Annotated in this window: 22 protein-coding genes; 10 read left to right on the top strand and 12 right to left on the bottom strand. The window is 38.8% G+C overall.

Translation table 11 applies throughout. The features are described from left to right. The first annotated feature begins 13 nt into the window (after positions 1-13). From olsF to glnA, 4 genes are all read left to right on the top strand, one after another. A complete protein-coding gene (gene olsF, locus ETP70_RS01545) occupies positions 14-1726 on the top strand; it encodes a bifunctional ornithine lipid synthase OlsF (protein ID WP_151899516.1) in 1713 nt (570 codons plus the stop codon). Then, positions 1726-2697, top strand: coding sequence for an EAL domain-containing protein (locus ETP70_RS12350; protein WP_188110022.1), 972 nt, complete (start codon positions 1726-1728; stop codon positions 2695-2697). Before olsF ends, ETP70_RS12350 begins: the two co-directional genes overlap by 1 nt. 12 nt (positions 2698-2709) lie before the next feature. After that, positions 2710-3486 carry a GGDEF domain-containing protein gene (locus ETP70_RS12345; protein ID WP_188110021.1) on the top strand — a complete coding sequence of 259 codons (777 nt, stop codon included), beginning with the start codon at positions 2710-2712 and terminating at the stop codon, positions 3484-3486. 126 nt (positions 3487-3612) lie between these two features. After that, complete coding sequence (glnA, locus tag ETP70_RS01535) at positions 3613-5043, top strand: type I glutamate--ammonia ligase (RefSeq protein ID WP_151899515.1); 1431 nt, start codon at positions 3613-3615, stop codon at positions 5041-5043. Between the two features lie 50 nt (positions 5044-5093). On the opposite strand, the gene ETP70_RS12340 is transcribed toward glnA, so the two are convergent. Next, a complete protein-coding gene (locus tag ETP70_RS12340; RefSeq protein WP_188110020.1) occupies positions 5094-5258 on the bottom strand; it encodes a hypothetical protein in 165 nt (54 codons plus the stop codon). A 178-nt stretch (positions 5259-5436) separates the two neighbouring features. Between ETP70_RS12340 and leuA the strand changes: the two genes are divergently transcribed. After that, positions 5437-7095, top strand: coding sequence for a 2-isopropylmalate synthase (gene leuA / locus ETP70_RS01530; protein ID WP_151899514.1), 1659 nt, complete (start codon positions 5437-5439; stop codon positions 7093-7095). On the opposite strand, the gene ETP70_RS01525 is transcribed toward leuA, so the two are convergent. From ETP70_RS01525 to alaS, 7 genes are read right to left on the bottom strand one after another with little or no spacing between them, the layout of a single operon-like run. Beyond that, on the bottom strand, positions 7092-9089 hold the full coding sequence (locus ETP70_RS01525) for a penicillin-binding protein 1A (protein WP_151899513.1): 1998 nt from the start codon (positions 9087-9089) through the stop codon (positions 7092-7094). The two genes, leuA and ETP70_RS01525, sit on opposite strands and share 4 nt — an antisense overlap. Next, entirely contained in the window at positions 9086-9775 is a 690-nt protein-coding gene (locus ETP70_RS01520; RefSeq protein ID WP_151899512.1) for an ATP-binding cassette domain-containing protein, read from the bottom strand. Before ETP70_RS01520 ends, ETP70_RS01525 begins: the two co-directional genes overlap by 4 nt. Then, positions 9772-10869 carry an aminotransferase class I/II-fold pyridoxal phosphate-dependent enzyme gene (locus ETP70_RS01515; protein WP_151899511.1) on the bottom strand — a complete coding sequence of 366 codons (1098 nt, stop codon included), beginning with the start codon at positions 10867-10869 and terminating at the stop codon, positions 9772-9774. The genes ETP70_RS01520 and ETP70_RS01515 overlap by 4 nt, the downstream gene beginning before the upstream one ends. Beyond that, positions 10866-11882, bottom strand: coding sequence for a GGDEF domain-containing protein (locus ETP70_RS01510; RefSeq protein WP_151899510.1), 1017 nt, complete (start codon positions 11880-11882; stop codon positions 10866-10868). Before ETP70_RS01510 ends, ETP70_RS01515 begins: the two co-directional genes overlap by 4 nt. Beyond that, on the bottom strand, positions 11882-12439 hold the full coding sequence (maf, locus tag ETP70_RS01505; RefSeq protein ID WP_151899509.1) for a septum formation inhibitor Maf: 558 nt from the start codon (positions 12437-12439) through the stop codon (positions 11882-11884). The genes ETP70_RS01510 and maf overlap by 1 nt, the downstream gene beginning before the upstream one ends. Beyond that, positions 12429-12965, bottom strand: coding sequence for a hypothetical protein (locus tag ETP70_RS01500; RefSeq protein ID WP_188110019.1), 537 nt, complete (start codon positions 12963-12965; stop codon positions 12429-12431). The genes maf and ETP70_RS01500 overlap by 11 nt, the downstream gene beginning before the upstream one ends. After that, positions 12965-15556 (bottom strand): alanine--tRNA ligase, encoded by a 2592-nt coding sequence (alaS, locus tag ETP70_RS01495; RefSeq protein ID WP_151899508.1) that lies wholly within the window; start codon positions 15554-15556, stop codon positions 12965-12967. Before alaS ends, ETP70_RS01500 begins: the two co-directional genes overlap by 1 nt. Positions 15557-15717: 161 nt before the next feature. On the opposite strand from alaS, the gene ETP70_RS01490 reads away from it, so the two are divergent. Beyond that, positions 15718-16527, top strand: coding sequence for a hypothetical protein (locus ETP70_RS01490; protein WP_151899507.1), 810 nt, complete (start codon positions 15718-15720; stop codon positions 16525-16527). 76 nt (positions 16528-16603) lie between these two features. Here the strand turns inward: ETP70_RS01490 and ETP70_RS01485 are convergent, their stop codons facing one another. Further along, positions 16604-18316 carry an oleate hydratase gene (locus ETP70_RS01485; protein ID WP_151899506.1) on the bottom strand — a complete coding sequence of 571 codons (1713 nt, stop codon included), beginning with the start codon at positions 18314-18316 and terminating at the stop codon, positions 16604-16606. A 64-nt stretch (positions 18317-18380) separates the two neighbouring features. Here ETP70_RS01485 and ETP70_RS01480 point away from each other — a divergent pair, with 64 nt between their 5' ends. Continuing rightward, entirely contained in the window at positions 18381-19331 is a 951-nt protein-coding gene (locus tag ETP70_RS01480; protein ID WP_151899505.1) for an MBL fold metallo-hydrolase, read from the top strand. Between the two features lie 16 nt (positions 19332-19347). Here the strand turns inward: ETP70_RS01480 and ETP70_RS01475 are convergent, their stop codons facing one another. Continuing rightward, positions 19348-19707: an ArsR/SmtB family transcription factor gene (locus ETP70_RS01475; RefSeq protein ID WP_151899504.1), complete on the bottom strand. Its 360-nt coding sequence runs from the start codon at positions 19705-19707 to the stop codon at positions 19348-19350. A gap of 410 nt (positions 19708-20117) precedes the next feature. After that, positions 20118-21356 (bottom strand): IS110 family RNA-guided transposase, encoded by a 1239-nt coding sequence (locus ETP70_RS01470; protein WP_188109952.1) that lies wholly within the window; start codon positions 21354-21356, stop codon positions 20118-20120. Positions 21357-21652: 296 nt separating this feature from the next. Here ETP70_RS01470 and ETP70_RS01465 point away from each other — a divergent pair, with 296 nt between their 5' ends. The 3 genes from ETP70_RS01465 to ETP70_RS01455 all read left to right on the top strand — a co-directional run bounded on the left by ETP70_RS01465 (position 21653) and on the right by ETP70_RS01455 (position 22985). Further along, complete coding sequence (locus tag ETP70_RS01465) at positions 21653-22123, top strand: rhodanese-like domain-containing protein (RefSeq protein ID WP_151899503.1); 471 nt, start codon at positions 21653-21655, stop codon at positions 22121-22123. Positions 22124-22197: 74 nt separating this feature from the next. Next, a complete protein-coding gene (locus ETP70_RS01460; RefSeq protein WP_151899502.1) occupies positions 22198-22665 on the top strand; it encodes a DsrE family protein in 468 nt (155 codons plus the stop codon). Positions 22666-22751: 86 nt separating this feature from the next. Continuing rightward, a complete protein-coding gene (locus tag ETP70_RS01455) occupies positions 22752-22985 on the top strand; it encodes a hypothetical protein (protein WP_151899501.1) in 234 nt (77 codons plus the stop codon). Here ETP70_RS01455 and ETP70_RS01450 read toward each other — a convergent pair. Further along, a complete protein-coding gene (locus ETP70_RS01450) occupies positions 22954-23418 on the bottom strand; it encodes a 2-thiouracil desulfurase family protein (RefSeq protein ID WP_151899500.1) in 465 nt (154 codons plus the stop codon). The two genes, ETP70_RS01455 and ETP70_RS01450, sit on opposite strands and share 32 nt — an antisense overlap. Between the last annotated feature and the right edge of the window lie 142 nt (positions 23419-23560).

The following is a 23560-nucleotide window of genomic DNA, read 5'->3' as shown; positions in this document are numbered from 1 at the left end:
AAAAAGAGTATGTATGATTGATGTTGAAAAAATGATTATAAAAAAATACCCCAAACTTAAAAACTCCAGGGTAATCAAAGGTGCAATTTCAAAATTTGCAGATTCTGTAGTCCATGAGAAACAAATCAATGAATTTATCAAAAAGAACAGGCATTTGGGCAGTTTTGAGTTTATAGACGAAGCATTGCAATACCTCAACTTTGATTTTTCCGTCTCCGACAAGGATCTTCAAAACATTCCTTCCTCCGGACGCGTTGTCATTATTGCCAATCATCCGCTTGGTTCTTTGGATGCACTCGCACTTATCAAACTTGTCAGTAATGTCAGAAAAGATATAAAAGTTGTTGCAAATGATTTTTTAGAAGTCATCACTCCCATAAAAAATATTTTAATCAATGTCAACAATTTTAAAGCACGGCAAAAAAAAGAAGCCGTTACACAGGTATATGCGGCACTTGATGCAGAAGAGGCTGTCATCATTTTTCCTTCCGGCGAAGTAAGCCGGGCTACTCCGACAGGAATAAAAGACAAGGTTTGGCACAAAGGTTTTTTAAAATTTGCCAAAAAAGGCAATGCTCCTATACTTCCCGTATTTATAGGAGGGAAGAATTCCAAAACCTTTTACTCCGTATCAGCGCTGAACAAAAAACTTGCAGCCCTGCTTCTTGCACACGAAATGTTTAAACAAAAACACAAAGCTATTGAGATGATTGTAGGCGAACTCATTCCTTATGAAAACATCACGCCAAAGGGGATACAAAAGGACAAACTCCTCAAACTCTATAAAAAACATCTGTATGCCCTCAAAAGAAATGAGAGCTATTTTGAAACCCAAAAAGCAATTGCCCATCCCGAAGACAGACGGGATCTCAAAAAAAAGTTAAAATCATCACAACTGCTCGGAGAGACAAAAGACGGAAAAAAAATTTATCTCTACAGCAGCAATGACAACAACTCTATTATCATCAATGAAATAGGACGGCTCAGAGAGCTCTCCTTTCGCAAAGTCGGAGAGGGTATCAACAAAAAAAGAGATATAGACAAATATGACAGATACTATAAACACATTATACTCTGGGATGAGGAAGATCTTGAAATAGTCGGGGCATACCGTATAGCCGAATGTACGGATATCATAAAAAAATTTGGCGTTGATGCCCTTTATACAACAACACTTTTTGATTACAACGAAGCATTTTTGTCTTACCTCCCCGATGCCATAGAACTCGGCAGAAGTTTTGTCCAGCCAAAATACTGGGGTTCCCGGGCGCTTGATTATTTGTGGTACGGCATAGGTGCATATCTCAAAAACAATTCGCATATCCGTTACATGTACGGTCCGGTTTCACTGAGTGAAAGTTATGCCAAAACAGCCAAAGATATGATTTTATACTTTTATGATCAAAACTTTCAAGACAGACAAAATCTTGTCAGGGCAAAAAATCCCTACAACTTTAAAACAGATGAAACACTCATGGCAAATCTTAAAAAAGAGTTCAGTGCACCGGAATACAAAGAGAATTTCAAAACACTCAAAAAAGCGCTTGGCAGTATCAATACAAATATTCCAACGCTTTACAAGCAGTATGCCGATCTGTGTGAAAAAGGCGGCATACAATTTTGCGCCTACAACATAGACAGTGATTTTTCCAACTGTATAGACAGCTTTATAATCGTCGACATTTCAAAAATAAAAGAATCCCAAAAAAAGAGATATCTAAAATAATGAATAATGAACTCACCCAACACTGGAAAAACAATCTTAAAATTCTTGATGTGGCTTTTCAGCCTATCATCAATATCCATACAGGAACACTCTACGGTGTCGAAGCCCTGTTGAGAAATTTTCAGGATGTCGGATTTAAATCTATCTTTGCACTCTTTGATGCTGTTTATAAAGAGAAACTTTTGTACTCTTTTGATTTGGCACTGAGAGAAAAAGCTTTAAAAAAATACACACAGATACAAAGCTATAAGAACATAAAGCTCTTTTATAATCTGGATAACCGGGTTTTGGAAATGGAAAATTTTTCTACAGGAAATACAACAAAAATTCTCAAAGAGCTCAATATAAAGAAAGAAAATCTCTGTTTTGAAATTTCGGAAAGACAGGAAATTTCCAGTGAATTTGACCTTGAAAAAATACTCCAGCATTATAAAAATGAAGATTTTTCCATTGCAATAGATGACTTTGGTGTCGGCTATTCCGGATACAAACTTTTTTATGATTCCACACCCGATATCATCAAAATTGACAGATTTTTTCTGCAGGGACTTGCGACCAATATGAAAAAAAAGCTTATGGTTCGCAACATCACACATCTTGCCATTCAACTGGGCATTAAGGTGATTGCCGAAGGTGTTGAGACAAAAGAAGAGTACCTTACATGTAAAGACATCGGCTGCCATTTGGCACAGGGCTATCTTATTCAGAAACCTACAAAAAATACACAAAAAATTTATCAGCAATACACAAATATCATTGACATTATAAAGTTTGACAGACGGATAAGTGACAAAAATATTTTACTGAAAAACAATATAGACAAAATTCAGCCTTTAAAACTTAAAACAAAAATGAATCTGGTCATAGAGTATTTTAAAAAGAATCAGAGTGTTCCCATTGTTCCTCTTGTAAATTCCCAAAATGAGCCTGTGGGAATATTGCTTGAATCTGACATCAAAGAGTTTCTTTAGTCTCCCTACGGCATGTCTTTACTCTTAAATGAACAGAATAACTCAAAACTGGAAAACCTGCTTCACCCCTGCGGGCATGCAGATATCAACAGCAACACCACTACCCTTATAGAACTTTTTGCGAACAATCCTGAATCTTCAGGCATTATTATTACAAAAAATTCAGGCTATTATGGATTTTTGTCCGCAAAAGCAATTATCAACATGATGCATCAGGAAAACATGATTCAGGCCAGAGACCAAAATCCGCTTACAAAACTTCCCGGAAACACAATGATTGAAAAATACATATACAAAGTATCCCAATCCTCAGCATCCTATCTTCTGTGCTATTTTGACCTCGACAATTTCAAAGCCTTTAATGATGTGTACGGTTTTCGAAACGGTGACAGGATTATTCAGCTTTTTGCAGATATTATGAGAAAAGAACTGCCAAAAGATGTTTTCAAAGCCCATATAGGAGGTGATGATTTTTTTGTTGCCTGGGAGAATAAAGATTTTACCCATAACTCTTTTGACATGAAAATGATAGAAAATATTTTGGAAAAATTTGCTTCCTCGGCAAAAGAATTTTATAACAAAAAAGATAAAGAGAATGGCTATATCATTTCCAAAAACAGAAAAGAGCAAACATGCAGGTTTCCGCTTCTCACAGCAAGTGCCTCCTTGCTTATCACTCCAGAGAAAAAATCATTCATAAGTGAAGAGCATATAAATACAATTCTTTCCTGTCAAAAAAAAGTTGCAAAAAATGAACCAAAACATCTTGCTGTGAGTTCTTTGATTTAAAAAACTTTCATTTTTATCACAATATGAAACAAATCTGAGAAATTGATTATATTTTCATCATTCTCAAAGTTATAAATTTGTTTTAATAAGATATACTACATGCAGATAAAATTCAGGAGATAATTAATGGGAAAATTCGTTAATAACATAGAAGAGTTCTTTACATTTTGTAATGAAAATGATGTACAATTTGTAGATTTGAGATTTAGTGATATTAAAGGTTCATGGCACCACCTTACATACCGTTACAGTGCAGTAAATGCAGAAAATTTAGAAAACGGTTTCCCGTTTGACGGTTCTTCTGTCGAAAACTGGCAACCGATTAACAAATCGGACATGCTTTTAAAAGCAGATGTTCCGACTGCATTTCTTGATCCTTTTACTGCCGATCCTACTGTGATTCTTATCTGTGATGTATATGACATTTACAAAAATGAATTATATGAAAGATGTCCGCGTTCAATCGCAAAAAAAGCACTTAAATATGCTGAAGAGATCGGAATAGCTGATGCTGCATACTTTGGTCCGGAAAATGAATTTTTTATCTTTGATGATGTTAAATTTGTTGACAATATCAATGAAATGGGATTCAAAGTAGACACAGAAGAGGGTGAATGGAATTCAAACACCGGATATGACGAAATGTACAATACAGGTCACAGACCGGGAACAAAAGGCGGTTACTTCCCTGTAGCACCGACAGATTCTATGGTGGATATGCGTGCTGAAATGATGCAGGTGTTAGAGCAGGTTGGTCTTGAAGTTGTTCTTGGACACCACGAAGTTGCCCAGGGTCAAGGTGAAATCGGTATCGTTTTCGGTGACATCATCACTGCTGGTGACAATGTTCAAAAATACAAATATGTTGTAAAAATGATAGCGCACCTCAACGGTAAAACTGCTACATTTATGCCAAAACCATTATATGGTGACAACGGAAACGGAATGCATGTTCACCAGTCACTGTGGAAAAACGGCAAAAACCTTTTCTATAAAGAAGGCAATTATGGAAACCTAAGTGAAATGGCAATTCATTATGCAGGTGGGATCTTCAAACATGCTGCTGCAGTTGCTGCATTTACAAACCCGTCAACAAACTCATACAAACGTCTTATTCCTGGGTTTGAAGCACCAAGCATTTTGACTTACTCTTCTCAAAACCGCTCAGCTGCCTGTCGTATTCCGTATGGTGCAGGTGAAAAAGCAACACGTATTGAAATGAGATTCCCGGACTCTTCATCTTGTCCTTACCTTGCTTTTGCTGTAATGATGATGGCGGGACTAGACGGTATCAAACATGCTACAATCCCTGTCGGTCCGATGGATGAAGACCTGTTTGAACTTTCTCTTGATGAAATTCGTGAAAAAAACATTCCACAAATGCCGCACACACTTCGTGAAGCATTAGAAGGTCTTATTGCAGACAACGAATTCTTAAAGCCGGTATTTACATCTGAATTTATAGAAGCATACCAGCACTATAAATTTGAACGTGATGTATGGCCGGACGAAGGTCGCCCGACTGCATACGAATTCAAAACTACCTACCAGTGCTAAGAACTTTAGCTTAGGCTATATGTTCTAAGCTTTTTCGGAACCCGTACTTTCTATGCTAAAGCATGGGTTCCGACAAAATATCTCGGAATCGGTACTTCAGTGCCGACTGTTGCTACTTTCATGACACTTTCAGCCCGCACTGAAGGATGGATTCCAAAAAGCAACACCCCTCTGCTCGGAATCGGTACTTCAGTGCCGACTGTTGCTACTTTCATGACACTTTCAGCCCGCACTGCAGAAAAAAAATTTAGTTTTTCTCACAAGTCATGCGTTAGCATAGAAAGTACGGGTTCCAAATAAAAGCCCATTAAATCAAAAATTCGATATAATTGCAAACATAATAGTCCTGTATAAGAGTGCAGCTATTAAATAATTCAAGAACAAGGATTCTTTATGAAGAATATTCCTAAAGGCAAATACAAGCCTTATCCGAAAATAGACTTGCCAGACAGAAAATGGCCGGACAACAGTATAACCAAAGCACCGATATGGTGCAGTGTCGATTTGCGCGATGGCAACCAGGCACTTATCAATCCTATGGATATGAAGAAAAAACTTGAATTATTTGCACTCTTACTTAAACTCGGTTTCAAAGAAATAGAGGTGGGATTCCCCTCTGCTTCCAAAATAGAATTTGATTTTTTGCGCAAACTCGTCAATGACAATCTCATTCCGGATGATGTGACCATTCAGGTACTTGTGCAGGCAAGAGAACATTTGATTGCCAAAACATTTGAAGCATTGGAAGGCGTACAAAAAGCAACGGTACATTTGTATAATTCAACCTCGGTTGCCCAGAGAAAAATAGTGTTTTCAAAAACACAGGATGAAATTATTGACCTTGCCCTGGAGGGTGTTGATTTGGTCAAAAAATATGAAGCCAATCATAACGGAGAGATATTTTTAGAGTATTCTCCAGAGAGTTTTACGGGAACGGAGTTGGATTTTGCGGCACGGATTTCCAATGCCGTAACGGCTCGCTGGGGAATAAACGAAAACAGAAAGGTGATTATAAACCTTCCTGCAACAGTAGAGATGGCGACGCCTAATATTTATGCAGACCAGATAGAATGGATGGGCAGACACCTGGATAATCGTGAAAATGTCATCATCTCGACGCACACGCATAATGACAGAGGCACATCCATCGCTGCAACAGAGTTGGCACTTTTGGCAGGGGCAGACAGAGTCGAGGGAACACTTTTGAGCAACGGAGAGCGGACAGGCAATGTAGACATCATCACCCTTGCCTTAAATATGACCTCCCAGGGGATAGATACGGGGCTTGATTTTTCGGATATCAACGAAGTGGTGCGAGTTGTCGAAACATGTACAGAACTGCCGACACACCCGAGACACCCCTATGTCGGAGAACTTGTTTATACGGCATTTTCCGGTTCCCATCAGGACGCCATTAACAAAGGGCTTGCCTATCAGCAGGCAAAAGAGGACCCTTTTTGGGAAGTGCCTTATCTGCCGATAGATCCGGCTGATGTGGGACGGACGTATGAAAGTATCATCCGTATTAACTCACAATCGGGAAAAGGCGGAGTGGCTTATATACTCGAACACAATTACGGCTACCATTTGCCAAAAGCCATGCATCCTGAAATCGGTCGTGCCGTGCAGGCATTAAGTGATGAAAAAGGACGAGAACTGGAACCCGAAGAGATATTGGAAGTTTTTAAAAATACCTATTTCAATATTGAAGAGCATATCTCTTTTGTAGACTTTACACTCTCCTCAGATAACGGGAAGGCTACATGTACCTTAACGTACAAATACAATGGAGATGTCATTACATCTGAGGGCGAAGGCAACGGACCGATTGATGCCTGCAAGAATGCACTGATGCAAAAGTACAAAAATGATTTTACTGTTAAGTCATACTCGGAACACTCGTGTGGTGACAAAAGCAGTGCACAGGCAGTAGCATACATAGAAATTCAGACAAAAGAGGTACTCTCACGTTTTGGTGTCGGAATAGACAATGACATCACTGTAGCCTCAATCAAAGCCATGTTTTGTGCTTTAAACAGAACCTTTGGCTAAAAAAGAAGTTCAGATTCTGTTTCATCACTGTAATCACTTCTTGGCGGCTTTGAGATATCACTGAAATACTCTTTTTTTCCATTGATTTTCACTTCAATAATTCCCTCAGGCACATCAAATTTTCGCTTTATCTGAGGGTAGAGTTTCAAAAGATTTCTGAAATAATAAGCAAAGGCGGGACCCGAAACCCGTCCTCCTGTCTCTTTGTGATACATCGGTGTATTGTCATCATTGCCGAACCAGACAACCGTCTCAACAGTAGGGGAATAGCCGGCAAACCAGGCATCTATATTATTATTTGTTGTTCCTGTCTTTCCTGCAATTTCTATGCCTCGCACTCTTGCTCTTCGTCCTGTTCCTCTTGTGACAACATCACGCAGTATCGTCGTCATTATAAAAGCCTGAGTCGGAGCCGTTATATAATAAGAAACATCCTCTTTTTTATAAACAGTACTGCCGCCTTGGTCAATACTTGTAATCAAGTGAGGTTTTACCTGAATCCCGTAGTTTGAAAATGACGTATAATACTGTGCAAGTTCAAGCGGTGACATTGACATGGTTCCAAGAGCGATAGAGAGGTCATTTGGCAGATTTTTAATATGAAATTTTTTCAGTTCCCGCAACAACTGTGACAGGCCTATGTCATTTACAAGATTGATAGTCGCTAAATTTCTTGAATGAATAAGTGCTTCTCTGAGAGTAATGAGACCTTTATAGTTTTTTTCATAGTTTTTAGGCTGCCATTTCATCTCCTCACCATTTTTTTCATAGGCATATGTCTGGGCAATATCAACAAGTTTTGTAGCACCCGAATATCCCAAATCAATAGCTACCTGATATATAAAAGGTTTAAAAGCGGAACCGGGCTGGCGCCTGCCCTGAGTAGCACGATTATAAGAGCTTTTTTTATAATCTACACTCCCAAGCAGTGCCAAAATATCCCCTGTTTTGGAATCAAGAGAAACCAAAGCACCGTTAAGCTGTGACACATTGACATCCTGGACTTTAAAGGTTTCGTCTTCTGTTTCCTGTGCCTCTTTTTCTTTATATTTTTCAATTCTCTCTAAAGCTTTGTCATACGCATACTGCAGTGATTTTCTTCCAATATCCTGCAGTTTCAAATCAATCGTTGTATATATTTCATATCCGCCTGTTTTTAAGTCGTCAATTCCCATATTTCTGAATCTTCTTGCAACTTCATCCACAACAAAAGGGGCTCTGTTTTGTGTCAGTGTATCATTATATACTACCGGATTTTCAGCCAATGCCTTTTTGTATGTTGCGTCGTCTATCCAGCCAAGTGTATACATTCTTGTAATAACACGATTGGCTCTGCCCATGGAAATATCATAGTTTTTTGTAGGCGCATAGGTACTTGGCGCCTTTGGCAATCCCACAAGTATGGCTATCTCTTTAAGTGTCAAATCAGAGAGCTTCTTGTGAAAATACCCGTCTGCAGCTGTTTTGATGCCATAATATCCGTGCCCAAAATAGATCTCATTTAAATACCGTTCCAGAATCTGCTCTTTTGTCAGTGCATTTTCAAGTTTAAAAGAGTATATCAACTCTTTTATTTTTCGTGAAAGTTTTTTCTCCCGGGTCAATAATTTGTTTTTTACCAACTGCTGCGTAATCGTACTGGCACCCTCAACCATCTTTCCTGCTTTGATATCTTTGATAACTGCCCGAAAAATTGCATCAAAATTAACGCCGGAATGTTCAAAAAAGGTTGTATCTTCAATGGCAACAAGTGCTTCAATCACCCTTGGAGAAATCTCATTAAAAGAGGCATAATATCTATGCTGTTTATCAAAAATATTTGCTATTTTTTCTCCGTTTTTGTCATATATTCTGCTTGTCTGTTTTGGTTTGTAGTCTACTAAGGAGGAGATATCATAATCATAGCTTACCAGGTAATAGCCAAGAATTATAAAGGGTGAGAAAAACCCTAAAATCAGTACGGTTACAAATGTTCTTTTTAGTAGTTTTTTCATGTTCTGAATTTCCTGTTGGCAAAACTGGCCTCTATTAATATTTTTGTATACTCTTGTTGCGGATTCTCTATTATTTCACGCATTTTTCCGCTTTCAACTATTCTTCCGTTTTTTATAATAGCAACATCTTCGCACAGTGCCTTGGCAGAAGCTATGTCATGTGTCACAAAAAGCATTTGAAACTGCTCTTTTTTTTGCAACTTTTTTAAAAGCTGAAGTATCACCTCTTTTGTCTGGGGATCAAGTGCAGTTGTCGGTTCATCAAGTAAAAGTAACCTCGGTTTTGATTCTAACGCAATTGCAATGACAACACGCTGAAGTTGTCCGCCTGAGAGTTCGGGGGCGAAGCGTTCGAGCAAATCGTAATGCAGACCGACTTCATCAAAAAGTTCCCTGACTCTTTTTGGCTCACTGAAAAACTGTTTTTTGATTTTTGTCAGTGGAGAGAGTGCTGTAAAAGGATTCTGCGGCACAAAAGAGAGGGTTTTTCCTACTATGAGTTCAAAATCAAAATTATCTGCAAGCTCTACTCTCATCTCTTTGGGCAGCATCCCCAGAAGCGCCTTGATTGTCAGGCTTTTTCCGCTGCCGCTTTGCCCTATTAATGCCAATGAAGAGGAAATGTCAAAGGAGATGTCCACCAAGGCTTTATTGTTGTAGATAATTTTGAGTTTGGACATTTTCATGACTCTATTCCTGCCAACTCTTTGCAAACCAGTCTGAGCGTATCACTCTTTTCACCGAGTCTTGCAATCAGACGAATTATTGCAGAAGCAACCGTAGGCTGGCGTATCGCCCCCACACTGTAACCGGATTTCAACAGCCTGTTTTTAATATCTATGACCTGTCTATTGTCTCCTATACAAACAGGCACAATCAAACCCTTTACATGTAAGCCTAACTCTTGGGAGACTATTGTTTGGCGAAGCATTATCTCTTTTTTCAGTGTTTCACTGTTTTGCAAAATATATTTCAGTCCGTTATGCGCCAACAGTGTATCATACAAAGAGAGAGCAGTCGCATACACAATCGGTTTTGCACGATTTAAAAGATAGTGTGATATATGTTCTGATGAGAGTATAAAAGCACCGAAACTGCCATAGGCTTTTCCGAGCGTTCCCATTTTAATATGGTTTTGCTTTACGGCAATACCGTAATAATCAAAAACACCCATCAGTTTGTCTCCGACTACTCCGCTGCTGTGCGCTTCATCAACTATCAAAATCGCTTCCTCTTCATCACATATATCAAAAACCTCTTTTGCGCACAAATCACCGTCCATCGAGTAAATACCCTCAACTGCAACGATCTTTCGTTTGGCAGTTGAATGTTTTAGCAAGCTTTGCAACTCCTGCATATCATTATGTTTGAAAAAAACTACATCTATATTATGTAACTGGGAAGCCAAAACACCTGAGGCATGATACAGTTCATCCATAAAAAGCGTATCACCGCGACGGACAAGCGATTCAATCAAGGCAATATTTGCATTAAATCCGCTTCCAAGCACTATTGCTGCCTCAAAGCCGTTTGCTTCACATAAAGCCTCTTCAAAATCCTTGTGTATCTGATGATAGCCGTTTATCAGCATAGATGCCTTGGGATTGTTGAGCGGATACTCTGCTAATTCTTTACATGTAAGCGTATGAAGTTCTTTGTTGTGCGAAAGTCCCAAATAGTCATTTGAGGCAAAATCATGCAGGGTGTTGTCAACAATTTCACGTGTCCGATAACGCCCTGCTCTTTGAAGAGCTTTGAGCTCTTTAGCATAAAAATTCATCCAAGAACTACCTTGTTTCTCCCTGTTTCTTTTGCTTTGTAAAGAGCCAAATCAACTCTTTTATACAGAGAAATATCATCGTCGCCTTTTTCATACTCTGCAACACCAAAGCTCATGGTAATAGGCAGAACAGCTTTGTATTTTTCGACACTTTCTCTTATCTTTTGTGCCAGGGCATACGCTTTGTCTTTCGTAGTATTTGGCAGGATCACTATAAACTCTTCTCCGCCGATTCTGCAAAAAATATCGGTATCGCGCAACATAGAAGCAATATACTTTGTATATTCTACCAGTACTTTATCGCCTGTATCGTGCCCATAGTTGTCATTGACTTTTTTAAAAAAATCTATGTCAAAAATAATCAGCGAAAACGGATGGTGATAGCGCTGTGTCAGCAAAATCTGTTCATCCAGTTTTTTATGAAAAAAACGCCGGTTGCCGATCTTTGTCAGTGAATCTTTTACAGCCAGAATCTCCAGCTCTTTTTTATAGTTTTCCTGTTCGGTTATATCGGACAGTATAATTCCGTACAGATTGTCTTTTTTGTCAAGAACCGAAGCAGAAATAGCAAAATAGTACTCTTTGTCGTAAATCCTGACTTTGGTTTTGTGATATACCTCAGAATTTTTGACAATATATTCTATCCAACCCAGACCATTGTTTACAGCGCCGATATATCCTTCTTCTTCTTCAAAAAATTCACATATACAATGGTGTTTTTGTGAGAACTCTTCTATATTTTTATAGCCTTTGAAATATTTAAAAAAAGTTTTATTTGCAGAAACAAGCTTTTTTTCATTACTGACAATGACAATATTTGTAGAGTTGTCAATGATACTTTTATAATAGTGTTTTTGCTTGGCATAGCGATAAAACAGAATACTGATACCCATAAACAAAAGTGTGACAAGAATAACATTCCAAACCAGACTTAATTGCAATGTGACAAAAAGTACGAGGAGATATGCCAGCAGTATATTAATAAAAAAACTGTATCTTTTATAAAAATACATCAGTTTTGCTCCATAAAAGTTTCCAGCACTTCGACACAAAGTCCCATTGCCGTACTCTCATAGCCTCTGACTTCTTTGATGTAGGGCTTGCAAAACCCTTCTACCATACAGGCACCAGCCTTGCCTCGCCACTCTCCGCTCTCTAAGTAACGTTCCAAATCTTGTGTATTAAATGGTTCAAACAGATAGTCTGTCTTTGAAATATCTATTATCTTTTGCTGTTTTGCATGATATATCATACATGTAATGATACTCGTAATATTTCCGCTCTGCGTCATTAAAATATTACGGGCATCATCTTTGCAGCGTGCCTTTCTTAAAATATGTCCCTGGCTTGTAACAACAGTATCGGCTACCAACAGCGGATACTCTTCATAGCCAAATACTCTGAGATTTGCTTCATACTTGCCCAAAGTTGCCTGATAAACAAAGTTTTTCGGGCTGTTTGCGACAATACTCTCTTCATCAAAATCAACACTCTCTTGAATAAAATCAATGCCTGCTTTTTTTAAAAGCATGGCGCGTGTCTGAGATGATGAGCAGAGTCTAATAGGCATTTCGCAGAGTCACTCCCAGATAAATTGCAATAATTCCAAGTGTGATATTGATGGGAACCATATATTTTCCAATAAGCTCTAACGCTTTTTTTGCACCTGCTGTATCACCTTTTTGTAAAAGTTTCTGTGCTTTGTTGCGTCTGAAAATCATAGCCGCAAGATTAGCCGCCATAATCATCCAGATCACCTCTTTTACATGCACAAGATTATATATATGCATCGCATACTCATCTATCACATTGCCGCCTGCATCAACGGCAGCCGCACGAAAACCAAGTCCGACAGCCATGATGACTGCTGTAATGATTAGTATAGCAACAAAAGGCAAAACAATCATAAAGAGCCTGTTGAGTGCCTGTGAAATTCGTTCGAGTCTGTGTAAGGGCGATTCAATTTGTATAAATGAAGGATGCGCTGCAAATTTCATGGCAATCATCCCTCCGACCCAAACAACGGCAGAGATTACATGTAAAAAGACTATCTGTGTTCTGTAATCTGCAAAAAGTTCAATCATAAAATCTTTCATCAATCCAATACCTCTGTAATAAATTTCAGTGCTGCTTCTTTTGCCTCAGGCAGTTTTGAAGCATCTTTTCCTCCGGCTTGGGCAAAGTCAGGACGACCGCCACCGCCTCCGCCAAGAAGCGGTGCTATTTTTTTGATCCAATCACCCGCTTTCGCATCGCACCCTTTGACACCTGCGGCTATGAGCACTTTATCACCTTTGACCTGGAAAAGCATTGCACAGAGTTTGTCATTTTGATTTTTCAGCTCATCTATCTTTTCTTTGATATCCCCGTTAGGCAGTTCATCCACAACTACTGGCACACCGTTTATCTCATCTGCTTTAATTTCAACTTTTGCAGCTTCGTGTGCCTCTTTGAGTTCATCTTTCAAAGCAGCTATATTTGATTTGAGCCTGCTGATTCCTGCAAGCAGATCAAGATTTTTCACTTCACTCTGCGCCTCTTTTACAAGTGCTCTTTGCTCACAAAAGTATTTATACGCCGCATTGCCGCACACAGCTTCAATACGTCGCACACCGGCACTCACACCGCTCTCTTTAGTAATGATAAACGAACCGATATTTGCCGTATTGTCTACATGTATTCCGCCACAAAACTCAACAGAAGCGTCTGCAAATTTAACAACACGCACCTCATCTCCATACTTCTCGCCAAACTGGCTCTTCGCACCTGATTTTTTTGCCTCTTCTATAGGCAGTACCTCGGTTTGGGCAGGAATTGCACGCATTATTTCAACATTTACACGCTCTTCTATTACATGTAATTCCTCTTCACTGAGCGCTTTTGGATGAGAAAAATCAAATCGCAGACGATTTGCCTCAACCAAAGAACCCGCCTGTGAAATATGTTCTCCAAGCACATCAAAAAGTACCGCATGCAACAGGTGTGTTGCCGAGTGATGTTTTGTTATCTCATTTCTGGAAATATCCACTTTTGCATCTACCTGCTGTCCGACTTTGAGAGAGGCATGCAACTCTATCTTCGAAAGATTCAAACCAAAGAATTTTTTCGTATCAACTACCTGTGCAATGCCTTCAAGTTCTCCAATATCACCACACTGTCCGCCACTCTCAGCATAAAAAGGTGTAATATCTAAAAATACCCATCCTTTTTCTCCGGCTTGCAGTTCTTCCACACGCACATACTTTTCATCTAAAAGTGCCAGCACTTTGCTTGCATGATGCATAGTTTCATATCCGACAAATCTGTTTTCACCAAACTCCTCAAGCAGTGTTTTAAAGTCACCGCTGATGGCATCATCCCCACTCCCTTTCCAGGCAGCTTTGGCACGTCTTCTCTGCTCATTCATCAGGCTCTCAAATGTTGCCGTATCCAGTGAGAGGTTTTTTTCTTTGAGCATATCTTCTGTCAAGTCAAGCGGAAAGCCGTAGGTATCATAGAGTTTAAAAGCCACTTCACCCGAAAACACATACCCCAGGGCACCTTCTCTGCCTTCGGCATTCGCCTTGTCTTTGGTATTTTGCAGTTCCATATTAAAAAGTGCTATGCCTGATTCTATTGTCTTGAAAAATCGTGCCTCTTCAAGCTCTATCTGTTCTTTGACAACCTCTGCTTTGGTCTGAAGATACTCATACTCACCACCCATAATATCAACCAAAGTATCGACAAGTTTATACATAAAAGGCTCACGGAATCCAAGAAGATATCCGTGACGCACAGCACGGCGCAGGATTCTTCGAAGCACGTACCCGCGTCCCTCATTAGAAAAATTTACACCCTGAGAGAGTAAAAATACTGCGGTTCTGATATGATCTGCTATAACACGGTACGATGCACCCGTAGCGTACACATACTCTTTGCCTGTCAAATCTTCGACTTTTCGGATAATCGGCATAAACAAAGAGGATCCATAATTGGAAATGGCACCCTCTTTAATGGCTACAACACGCTCCAGCCCCATTCCTGTATCTATGGATGGATGTGCAAGAGGAATTCTCTCTCCGCCTTTTTCTTTGACTTCATACTGCATAAAAACAAGGTTCCAGATTTCCAAAAATCTGTCGCCTTCACCGCCCATATAATCCTCGGGACCGCTAAAATGTTCTGCTCCCTGATCATAAAAGATTTCAGAACACGGTCCGCACGGTCCCGTATCACCCATAGACCAGAAGTTGTCTTTGTCTCCAAGACGCATAATCCGCTCAGGCGCAATGTGCTTTTTCCAGATTTCTTCAGCCTCATCATCACTTTCATGCACTGTTACCCAGAGTTTGTCTTTGTCCAGATGCAATATCTCAGTGATAAACTCCCAGGCATAGGCAATTGCCTCTTCCTTGAAGTAGTCTCCGAAACTGAAATTTCCCAGCATTTCAAAGAAAGTATGATGACGCGCTGTATGTCCGACATTTTCCAGGTCATTGTGTTTTCCACCCGCACGGATACAAGTCTGGCAGGATGTGGCACGAGGATTTTTGGGACGAGGAACCTCCCCTGTAAAAATCGACTTAAAAGGCACCATGCCTGCGTTGTTAAAAAGCAGAGTCGCATCTTCAGGCACCAAAGGCGCTGAGGGAACTCTTGTATGTTGTTTTGATTCAAAAAATTTTAAATACTCTTCTCTAATATCCATGGTTGTTTCTCTTTTATAAAATTACGCGATTATATCCAAAAGGAGCTAAATTTTTTGAATTTATTCTCTTTTTTCTACAAATTAAACAAATTTTTTAAAATTAATGTGCCTCTTAACTATAATAAATTATAATATTTTTCAATTTAATTCACGGAGAGAAAATGAAAAAAACAGTAGTAACAGGCTTGGTAACAATGATAATAGGAGCAAATCTTTTGGCTGAAAAAGTAAGCACATATGAATATGCGGCATTTCAAAATGCAAATGATGTAAAAACGGCACTTACAAAAAACGGTTTACAGGTTGTTGGCGAATATGATGCTATGCAGGACCCAAATTATCATGTCATAGCCTATACATGTCCTGCATTGACAAAAGATGCTTCTAAAAAAGACAGGGCATTTGCCGGTGTGCAAAAAGTGCTCGTAAACACTAAAGACAATGAACTCGTGCTTACAAATCCACAATATTTTTTACATGCTTTTATGCAGGATGATTTTCAAAAAGCACATGCAAAAAAAGTAAACACCAAGCTTGCAAATGCTTTTGGCACACTCAAAAATTCAGACGATGCTCTTGATGATGACGATATTGCAGGGTATCACTTTATGATGGCTATGCCGTATTATGAAGATATGATAGAAGTTGCAAAAGGAGAAAAACTCAAAGAGAAACTGGAAAAAAATGCAGCAAAAAACATTGTTTTTACATTAGAAACCGGGAGTGCAACGCTTTATGGTATAGCAATGCCGACTAAGAAAGGTGAAAAATACTATGTTTCTGAAATAAAAGGAGAAAAACACAGTGCATTTTTACCTTATATGGTAATGGTTGAAGGAGACACAGCAAAAATCCTACACCCGAAATACTATCTTGCTATTGCCTATCCAAACCTCAGCATGGGTGAGTTTATGTCAATCTCAGGCACACCTGGAGATATTGAAGACTACTTTACATCTCTTTTTCAGTAATAAGCTCTTTTGCGTGACAATTGATACTTTTGATTTCTCATCAGGTATCTCTTGTCCGGAGCCTTTACGGGGTGCCTTAAAGCAACTTTTCAAAAATGGTATTTTTTAATTTCTTTTTGACAACACTCTCAATCAAACGCATTATCAAGCCTTCATGCTCACTTTTCATCGTTTTGACAGCACTTGCCAACACACGAATATCATACTGGCCCGGATATATCTCCGGTACATTTTTATTGAGTTTCAATAGTGTATACACAGCGGTAATTGCAGAACGGACAGAGTATTCAACAGTAAAGACGCAATCATCTTTAATCTCACAGAACTGCCCCAAAAAAGCCAGATTCACACTCCCTTTTGGTACAACTTCCGGTCTGTCGCCTTGAAGCCTTGGCATAAACTGGCTTGTTATATAAGGCATCATCACAGGAATCACGATGCACTCCTCAACATATTCCTGCATATCCTTGTCATCTATTCCAAAATGGTATAACAGTTCCTTTAACAATTCTTCTCCGGAACATCCGCTCATCTTCTTGTCGATAAAGTCGCCTTTGTTGTCCGGATAGAGTGCATATGCCCAGGCAACCGTATACTCAAATGGCTGGTTTTTATACTGCGGCTGCCTGTTTACCGTAACACTCATAAGCCAGTTCGAATCTTTAATGGTAATAATTCCGCCCGTTGCCGTTTTGTGCGGCAAAAATTTTCTCTCGGCAAAACTCTCCAAAAGTTTACGCATTTTTGGTCCCCTGGCAGTTATCGTAAACGATTCCCATTTTGTTTTGTCTATATCACTGCAAAAAACTTCCGGTTTGCCGAAAGACGCATCTTTTTGTGCCAGTTTTTTCCACAAAGCCCAGCAGGCACCCTCTTTTCTATTTAAAACAGGAGCCCTCTTCATATCTCCAAAAGAGGAGTTTTCCACCATTGAGCCGTTGGTAAAAAATACCAAATCATTTTCACATGTCTCAATAACTTCTTCTTTGGAGTTTTGCAGCAGATGAATGGCGGTTATCGTCTTTTTCTCTTCCTGAATATCTACTTCCAGATCACTTACTTTGGTGTTAAAAACAAAATTGACACCTTTGTCCTCTAAAAGTTTTTTCAGCGGAAGGGTCAAAGAATCGTATTGGTTATACTTGGTAAACACCAGGCCCCTCATCGTACTCATTCCCGGCAAAAGATGCATAAAACGGTGCATATAGCGCTTCATCTCGACAACACTGTGCCACGGCTCAAAAGCAAACATGCTTCTCCAGTACAGCCACATGTCTGTCTCAAAATAGGATGCCTCAAAATACTCTTCAACACTCATAGTTCCCAAATCCTCTTCCTTTTTCAAAAGCAGTTTTGTCAACTCTTTTATGTGTTTCTCTTCCAGTCCCAAACCTGTTGAACGCTGTTTTTCTCCCCTGTTGTATATTACGCGTACCTTTGAAAAATTCGGATCAATGTCATTGAGTTCTTTAAACTCATCAAGAACAGTTCTTCCCTCCTCCTCCAGAGATGGGACCCCGGCATACAAATCCCACAAACACTCATAATGCTCTTCCATCTCCCGTCCTCCGCGCGCTACAAAGCCCGTTTGGGGATTGCCTGCGCCATCAAGCGCACCACCGGCCACACTGCTCTCTTCAAATATCGTTATTTGATGACCCTGCATATATCCGTCACGCATTAAATACTCGGCAGCAGCCAAAGAAGCTATCCCCGAACCAATCAAAAAAGCTCGTTTGTTTTCAATACCTGCGGGTTTGTGCGGATGGACTCTTTGATAATTATTCATGATTGGGTATCCTTTGTATAAAATTTCACTATTATCATTATAGGGCAAATATAAGGAATACGCATTGAAACTTACTTTTTTAGGAACAAGTGCCGGAAAACCGACAAAAGAGAGAAATGTCACAGCCCTTGCACTCGAATTTGACCAGGACAACAAATGGTATCTTTTTGACTGCGGGGAAGCTACGCAGCATCAGATACTCAGAACCTCTCTTTGCATTGGAAAACTCTCTACAGTCTTCATCACCCATCTCCACGGCGACCATTGCTACGGGCTTCCCGGACTGCTCTCTTCAAAAAAACTCGACAAAGCCTTTTCTCCTCTGACGATATATGGACCAAAAGGAATCAAACATTTCATTGAATGTGTTACAGACACTTCCCAAGAGCATCTGGGATATACGCTCAAAATAGTTGAGACAGAAGCAAACAGCAGAATAATCTTTGACAAATTCATCCTCCGTGTTCTCCCGCTTGTACACTCTATGGAAAGTTTTGCCTATTTTATACAAGAGCATGACACAACAGACAAACTTGATGAGCAAAAGCTGCGCCTGGCGGGACTCGAGCCTTCGCCTCTTTATGGAGAGCTTAAACGCGGAAACAGCATTATGCACAAAGGAAAAGAGTTTCTCTCAAAGGACTATATGCTGTCTCCCCTGCCGGGAAGAAGCCTCATAATAGCCGGAGACAACAGTGAACCTGATATTTTAGGCGCTTATCTGGAGAATCTTGATCTGCTGGTGCATGAAAGTACCTACACACAGAAAGTATACGATGCATTAAAGACAAAATTTCTTCATACTACAGCAAAAAAACTGGGTGAAGCGGCACAGAAACATCACATAAAAAATCTTATAGCTACCCACATCAGTCCAAGATATTCACGGGGAAGTTCCTGCGATGCAGAAATGATTTGCAGGGAGATAAAGTTTGCCTATAAAGGGGAATGTTTTGTTGCCGCTGATTTTGATGTTTTTTATCTTGACAGGAAGAAGAAACTTCAAAAGTTGTAATTTTACACGCTTTGTCTTATGTGAAAAAAAGTTCCCGGTTGGCTTCAAAATTTTCAACCAAAGTATTGAAACAGCCCCCTAGTTCCCGGATTGTTTCCATATTCGGTTCTATATAGATTTTATTTGATTTTTTTTCCATTGTGATGATACCGGCTTCTCGAAGTTCTTTTAAATGTTTTGAGATCGTAGGCAGTGAAAAATCAAAATGCTCGGCAATGGTGCTTACACAGGTTGCATGGGGACTGACCTTGACCTTTGGATCTTTTTTATCAAGAGAACATGTATATCCGCCCGTAAAAACATTTTTAAAAATTAAAAAACGTGTTTCATTCCCAAGCGCCTTGAATATCTTGATTTTTTGTTGCATATCCAGCATTGTTGTCCTTGACATTTTAATTATAAAATTATACCATACTCTCATCTATTTAGTTAAATGCCTAATTAAGCATTTAACTATTAGGTTATTTCAAAACAAAGGAATCCTATAAAGAATAACTTAAACGGAGTAAAAAAATAAAAAAAACAATAGCCCAGTAACAATAAAACCTCAAAGAACATTTTCAAGAGTATAAAACTCTTGGGATTGTTTGATTTTTGAAGCACTTTATTAAAGTCATTATCTAGAATTTGACTCAAGTGTTTCAATGATCAAACACCTAAAAACTGTTTGGTTGACAATGATAAGGTACTAGGTGCCCCTTGAGGGTATAGGACAATTTATATAATTTCCTATATAGTGTTTATCAAGTTCTATAACAACTTATTGTTAAATAGTTGAATTAAACTTTAGGATAGTGATGCTTGAAATACCCTTTGTGGGTTATAGGCAACATTGTTTTTATATATAGCTAAAATGATATGTGCAAGCTTCCTTGCAACAATCACAACAGCTTCCTTTTTGGCTCTACCTTGAGAGACCTTGTCAAGAAAAAGCTTGTTGAGTTGCTCATTATGCCTAATGGCAGCAATAGCGGCTTGATAGAGAGCTTTTTTAGCAAGCTTTGCACCTCTTTTTGCGATTGCACCGTAGGTGAGTTTATTACCTGATTGCTCTAGTGTAGGATAAAGACCTAAATAACCAATGAAGTGAGAATTATTTTTGAATCGCGCTAAGTCTCCACACTCACTAATAAGAGCAAAGATGGTTTTATCACTCACACCTGGTATGGTTCTAAGATTATCAATAATATTCATAATCTCTTGCTCTTCATTACTCTCAAGTTGCGGTGTTTGATTAAAAAGCTTTAACATCTCATTCTCAAGCTCTTTAAGCTCCTCTTGTAGAAGCTTAATCACTCGGATATGAGATTTAATAACATAAGCTCTCTCATCTACACCATTGCCTTGATAAACAGAGTGTTTGGCTAACTCTAAAAGCTTTGTAGCTTTTTCTTCATTGAAGTTATTGCCTTTGATACCCCGAAAGGTTTTTAGTATTCTCTCTACACTCGCATGATGATAATGCTTTGCAGTTGGATACTTCTCTAAAAGTGCCAAGCCTGTCACATTAAAGGGATCTCTTATCACTTGTTCCATCTCTGGGAATACCACAGCTAAGAGTGTAGAGATTTGTCTTTTATGCTTTTTCATCTCTTCAAGTAGATTATTCTTATGTCTATAGAGTGATTTGATACTCTGATAAGTATCTTCACTTACATAGGCTTTAGAGTATCTGCCTGATTTAATAAGAGCTGCTATCATTAAAGCATCAATGTTGTCATTTTTTACTTTCTTCATGCTGTCCATCTCTCTAAATCTATTTGTTTGATAAGGATTGAGTAATAGTACATTAAATCCTTTTTCACTCAGATAAAGATAGAGATTTTCAAAGAAAATTCCAGTGGCTTCCATACCAATGGTAAAGGTTGATACTTCATCAATGGAGTTTAAAAGTAAAAGTAGCTCATTAAAGCCATTCTCATCATTGCTGAACTTAAGTGACTTCTTTATCACTTTATCATCTTGATTAACCACACAGGCAACATGAAAACCTTTTGCTATATCTATACCTACATAATAGTGCATCTGTACATCCTTTCGTATGTTTAACTTTTTTCTTACAGCCTCGTAACGATAGAGGATTGAGATAGAACTCATCCTGGCATCCTATGGGTAAGTTACTCAGGTTAAACGCAGTATGCTTTCTTAGATAGTTGGCATTACACCTCATAAGGAAAAATGACTGTCATTCAACTCTTTAACTGTAAGTTGTTTTAGTATTTGACAAACATAACAACTTTATCAAAAACTAAAAAATAAATATCAAATCACTACTCCTTTGGATGTAATGATTTGATAAATTTATTATACGAGGAATAACAATGAAAAAATTGTTGTTGATCATTGCATTGTTGAGTACCAACCTGCTTATGGCAGATATTGCAAATAAAATGGTGCTTATCAAAGAAGCCAGAAAAAGTGTGGGAGAGATGCCTGCAAAACAGCTTAAAGCTTTGCTTGATGAGGGTGAAGACGTCATTGTTCTGGATGTAAGAGAGAGTGAACAGCGAGCCGAGGGAAGTATTCCCTATGATGAGTTCAACAAAGAAAACTTTGTAGCCATTACACGCGGCAATCTGGAATGGGAAGCGGCGAAAAAGATCAAAGATCCTGATGTCCTGATAGTAACATATTGTCGAAGCGGAGGCAGAGGGGCATTGGCAGCCGAAGTGTTGAAAAAAATGGGTTACAAAAATGTAACCACGCTCAAAGGCGGGCTCAAAGGCTGGGTAAAAGCAGGATACCCTGTAAAAACAGGTCTGGGTGAAGTTGTACTAAAAAAAGAAAAGTGATTTTACATAAATTTTACTTATCTGGGATAATATAAGGGCATCTCCAATGCCATTAATTCAAAAGGAATGTATAAATGAAAAAAGTGATACTGATTTTAACCTTACTTCTTAGTCTGGTTCAGGCCGAAGATGAAAATGCAAAGGCAGTGTATGATTTGACAACAAAAAATTTGGCAAAATTTGAAAGAAATATACTCAAAGGAATTGTTTTCAACAAAACACTCTATGCAAACCAGCTCAAAGAGCTTGATGTGGCCGTTGTTATCCATGGAGGAGCCTACAGGTTTTTTGTAAAAAATCTGGACACTACCATCTTTAAAAATGATCAAAAACTTCAAAAAGCCTACAAAGAGCTCAAGCAGCGTATCGCCACAATGGCTGACACCTACGATGTGGAATTTCTAATGTGTGGAGCGGCAATGGACCGCAACAGGCTTACAAAAGATGACATTGTTCCTTTTGTAAAAATTATTCCAAACTCTACCATAGGACTTATCAACAAACAAAATGACGGTTTTGCCTATATTCCTGTAGGAGATTAACAGAGAATATGTGTCACTCTTTGTAACCAAAATGGAATAAAAAAATACTACAATTTTCAAACCCACTGAAAATGGAGAAAAACAAAATGCATGAGAGAGAGTTTACGATAGATGCGAACAATCCCGAGTTAGAGTTTTTTTATGATCTGGATGATGCCTGCGCCAAAAGCATTTGCGAAAACACGCTTGGAATCCCTGAGAATTTTATCAAAAAAATCGAGTGTTTTGAGGATGCTTTTAAAGTCTATCTGAAACCGTCACGCCATTATTACAGAGATGACTGGTATGTCAACCTGACTCGTTTGGATTATGTTTCATAAAATTTAATTCATCTTCGATTTTGATATTTTTGTAATATTTGCTCATAAGCTCTGCAGCGATTCCGTTGCCGAGTTTCACAGTCTCTTTTTTCTCATTCAAAACAGGAGTCGTACCATATCCGCAGCTTGGTGACTTTGATTTGAGAATGATACGCTCAACCTTTGGATGCAGTTTCATAAAAGCGTTTGTTTCGTCTTCCAAAAGCTGTGTAACGTCTTTGTTTGTCTCATCTGTCACGATTCTCTTTTTTCCGTGTATTTCCAAAACATTGATACGTTCTCTCGGCGTTCCAAAAAGCGGTGCTTCAGGGCAGAAAGGAATGATTTCATACTCCTTTAAAGCCTCTTCTACCACATCTGTCTTTTTTGTTTTACCGTCATAACGGCAACACTCACCGAGTAAACAGGCAGAAACGATTACTTTTTTTTTCATACAGCCCTCTCTTGTAAAAAACAAAACCCGCACTGCAGAAAAAAATTTAGTTTTTTCTAAGTTACGCTTTAGCGTTAAAAGTACGGGTTCCCAAAAGCTCTTTCATCGGAATCGGTACTTTAGTGCCGACTCTTAGGGTACA

The sequence above is a fragment of the Sulfurimonas hydrogeniphila genome, assembly GCF_009068765.1.
GTDB classification, from domain to species: Bacteria; Campylobacterota; Campylobacteria; order Campylobacterales; family Sulfurimonadaceae; genus Sulfurimonas; species Sulfurimonas hydrogeniphila.
Note: the sequence above shows the minus strand (reverse complement) of the source record. Positions and strands in the feature narration are given on the sequence as shown.

Excerpts from the sequence above, each read along its gene's own strand:
- ETP70_RS01460 (WP_151899502.1), top strand. The coding sequence starts at position 22,198 with ATGAAAAAAGTGATACTGATTTTAACCTTACTTCTTAGTCTGGTTCAG.
- ETP70_RS01490 (WP_151899507.1), top strand. The coding sequence starts at position 15,718 with ATGAAAAAAACAGTAGTAACAGGCTTGGTAACAATGATAATAGGAGCA.
- alaS (WP_151899508.1), bottom strand. The coding sequence starts at position 15,556 with ATGGATATTAGAGAAGAGTATTTAAAATTTTTTGAATCAAAACAACAT.
- ETP70_RS01470 (WP_188109952.1), bottom strand. The coding sequence starts at position 21,356 with ATGCACTATTATGTAGGTATAGATATAGCAAAAGGTTTTCATGTTGCC.
- ETP70_RS12340 (WP_188110020.1), bottom strand. The coding sequence starts at position 5,258 with ATGAAAGTAGCAACAGTCGGCACTGAAGTACCGATTCCGAGCAGAGGG.
- ETP70_RS01525 (WP_151899513.1), bottom strand. The coding sequence starts at position 9,089 with ATGAAAAAACTACTAAAAAGAACATTTGTAACCGTACTGATTTTAGGG.
- ETP70_RS01510 (WP_151899510.1), bottom strand. The coding sequence starts at position 11,882 with ATGTATTTTTATAAAAGATACAGTTTTTTTATTAATATACTGCTGGCA.
- ETP70_RS12345 (WP_188110021.1), top strand. The coding sequence starts at position 2,710 with ATGTCTTTACTCTTAAATGAACAGAATAACTCAAAACTGGAAAACCTG.
- ETP70_RS01485 (WP_151899506.1), bottom strand. The coding sequence starts at position 18,316 with ATGAATAATTATCAAAGAGTCCATCCGCACAAACCCGCAGGTATTGAA.
- maf (WP_151899509.1), bottom strand. The coding sequence starts at position 12,439 with ATGCCTATTAGACTCTGCTCATCATCTCAGACACGCGCCATGCTTTTA.
- ETP70_RS01450 (WP_151899500.1), bottom strand. The coding sequence starts at position 23,418 with ATGAAAAAAAAAGTAATCGTTTCTGCCTGTTTACTCGGTGAGTGTTGC.
- ETP70_RS01455 (WP_151899501.1), top strand. The coding sequence starts at position 22,752 with ATGCATGAGAGAGAGTTTACGATAGATGCGAACAATCCCGAGTTAGAG.
- glnA (WP_151899515.1), top strand. The coding sequence starts at position 3,613 with ATGGGAAAATTCGTTAATAACATAGAAGAGTTCTTTACATTTTGTAAT.
- ETP70_RS12350 (WP_188110022.1), top strand. The coding sequence starts at position 1,726 with ATGAATAATGAACTCACCCAACACTGGAAAAACAATCTTAAAATTCTT.
- leuA (WP_151899514.1), top strand. The coding sequence starts at position 5,437 with ATGAAGAATATTCCTAAAGGCAAATACAAGCCTTATCCGAAAATAGAC.
- ETP70_RS01475 (WP_151899504.1), bottom strand. The coding sequence starts at position 19,707 with ATGCTGGATATGCAACAAAAAATCAAGATATTCAAGGCGCTTGGGAAT.
- ETP70_RS01515 (WP_151899511.1), bottom strand. The coding sequence starts at position 10,869 with ATGAATTTTTATGCTAAAGAGCTCAAAGCTCTTCAAAGAGCAGGGCGT.
- ETP70_RS01520 (WP_151899512.1), bottom strand. The coding sequence starts at position 9,775 with ATGAAAATGTCCAAACTCAAAATTATCTACAACAATAAAGCCTTGGTG.
- ETP70_RS01465 (WP_151899503.1), top strand. The coding sequence starts at position 21,653 with ATGAAAAAATTGTTGTTGATCATTGCATTGTTGAGTACCAACCTGCTT.
- ETP70_RS01500 (WP_188110019.1), bottom strand. The coding sequence starts at position 12,965 with ATGAAAGATTTTATGATTGAACTTTTTGCAGATTACAGAACACAGATA.
- olsF (WP_151899516.1), top strand. The coding sequence starts at position 14 with ATGATTGATGTTGAAAAAATGATTATAAAAAAATACCCCAAACTTAAA.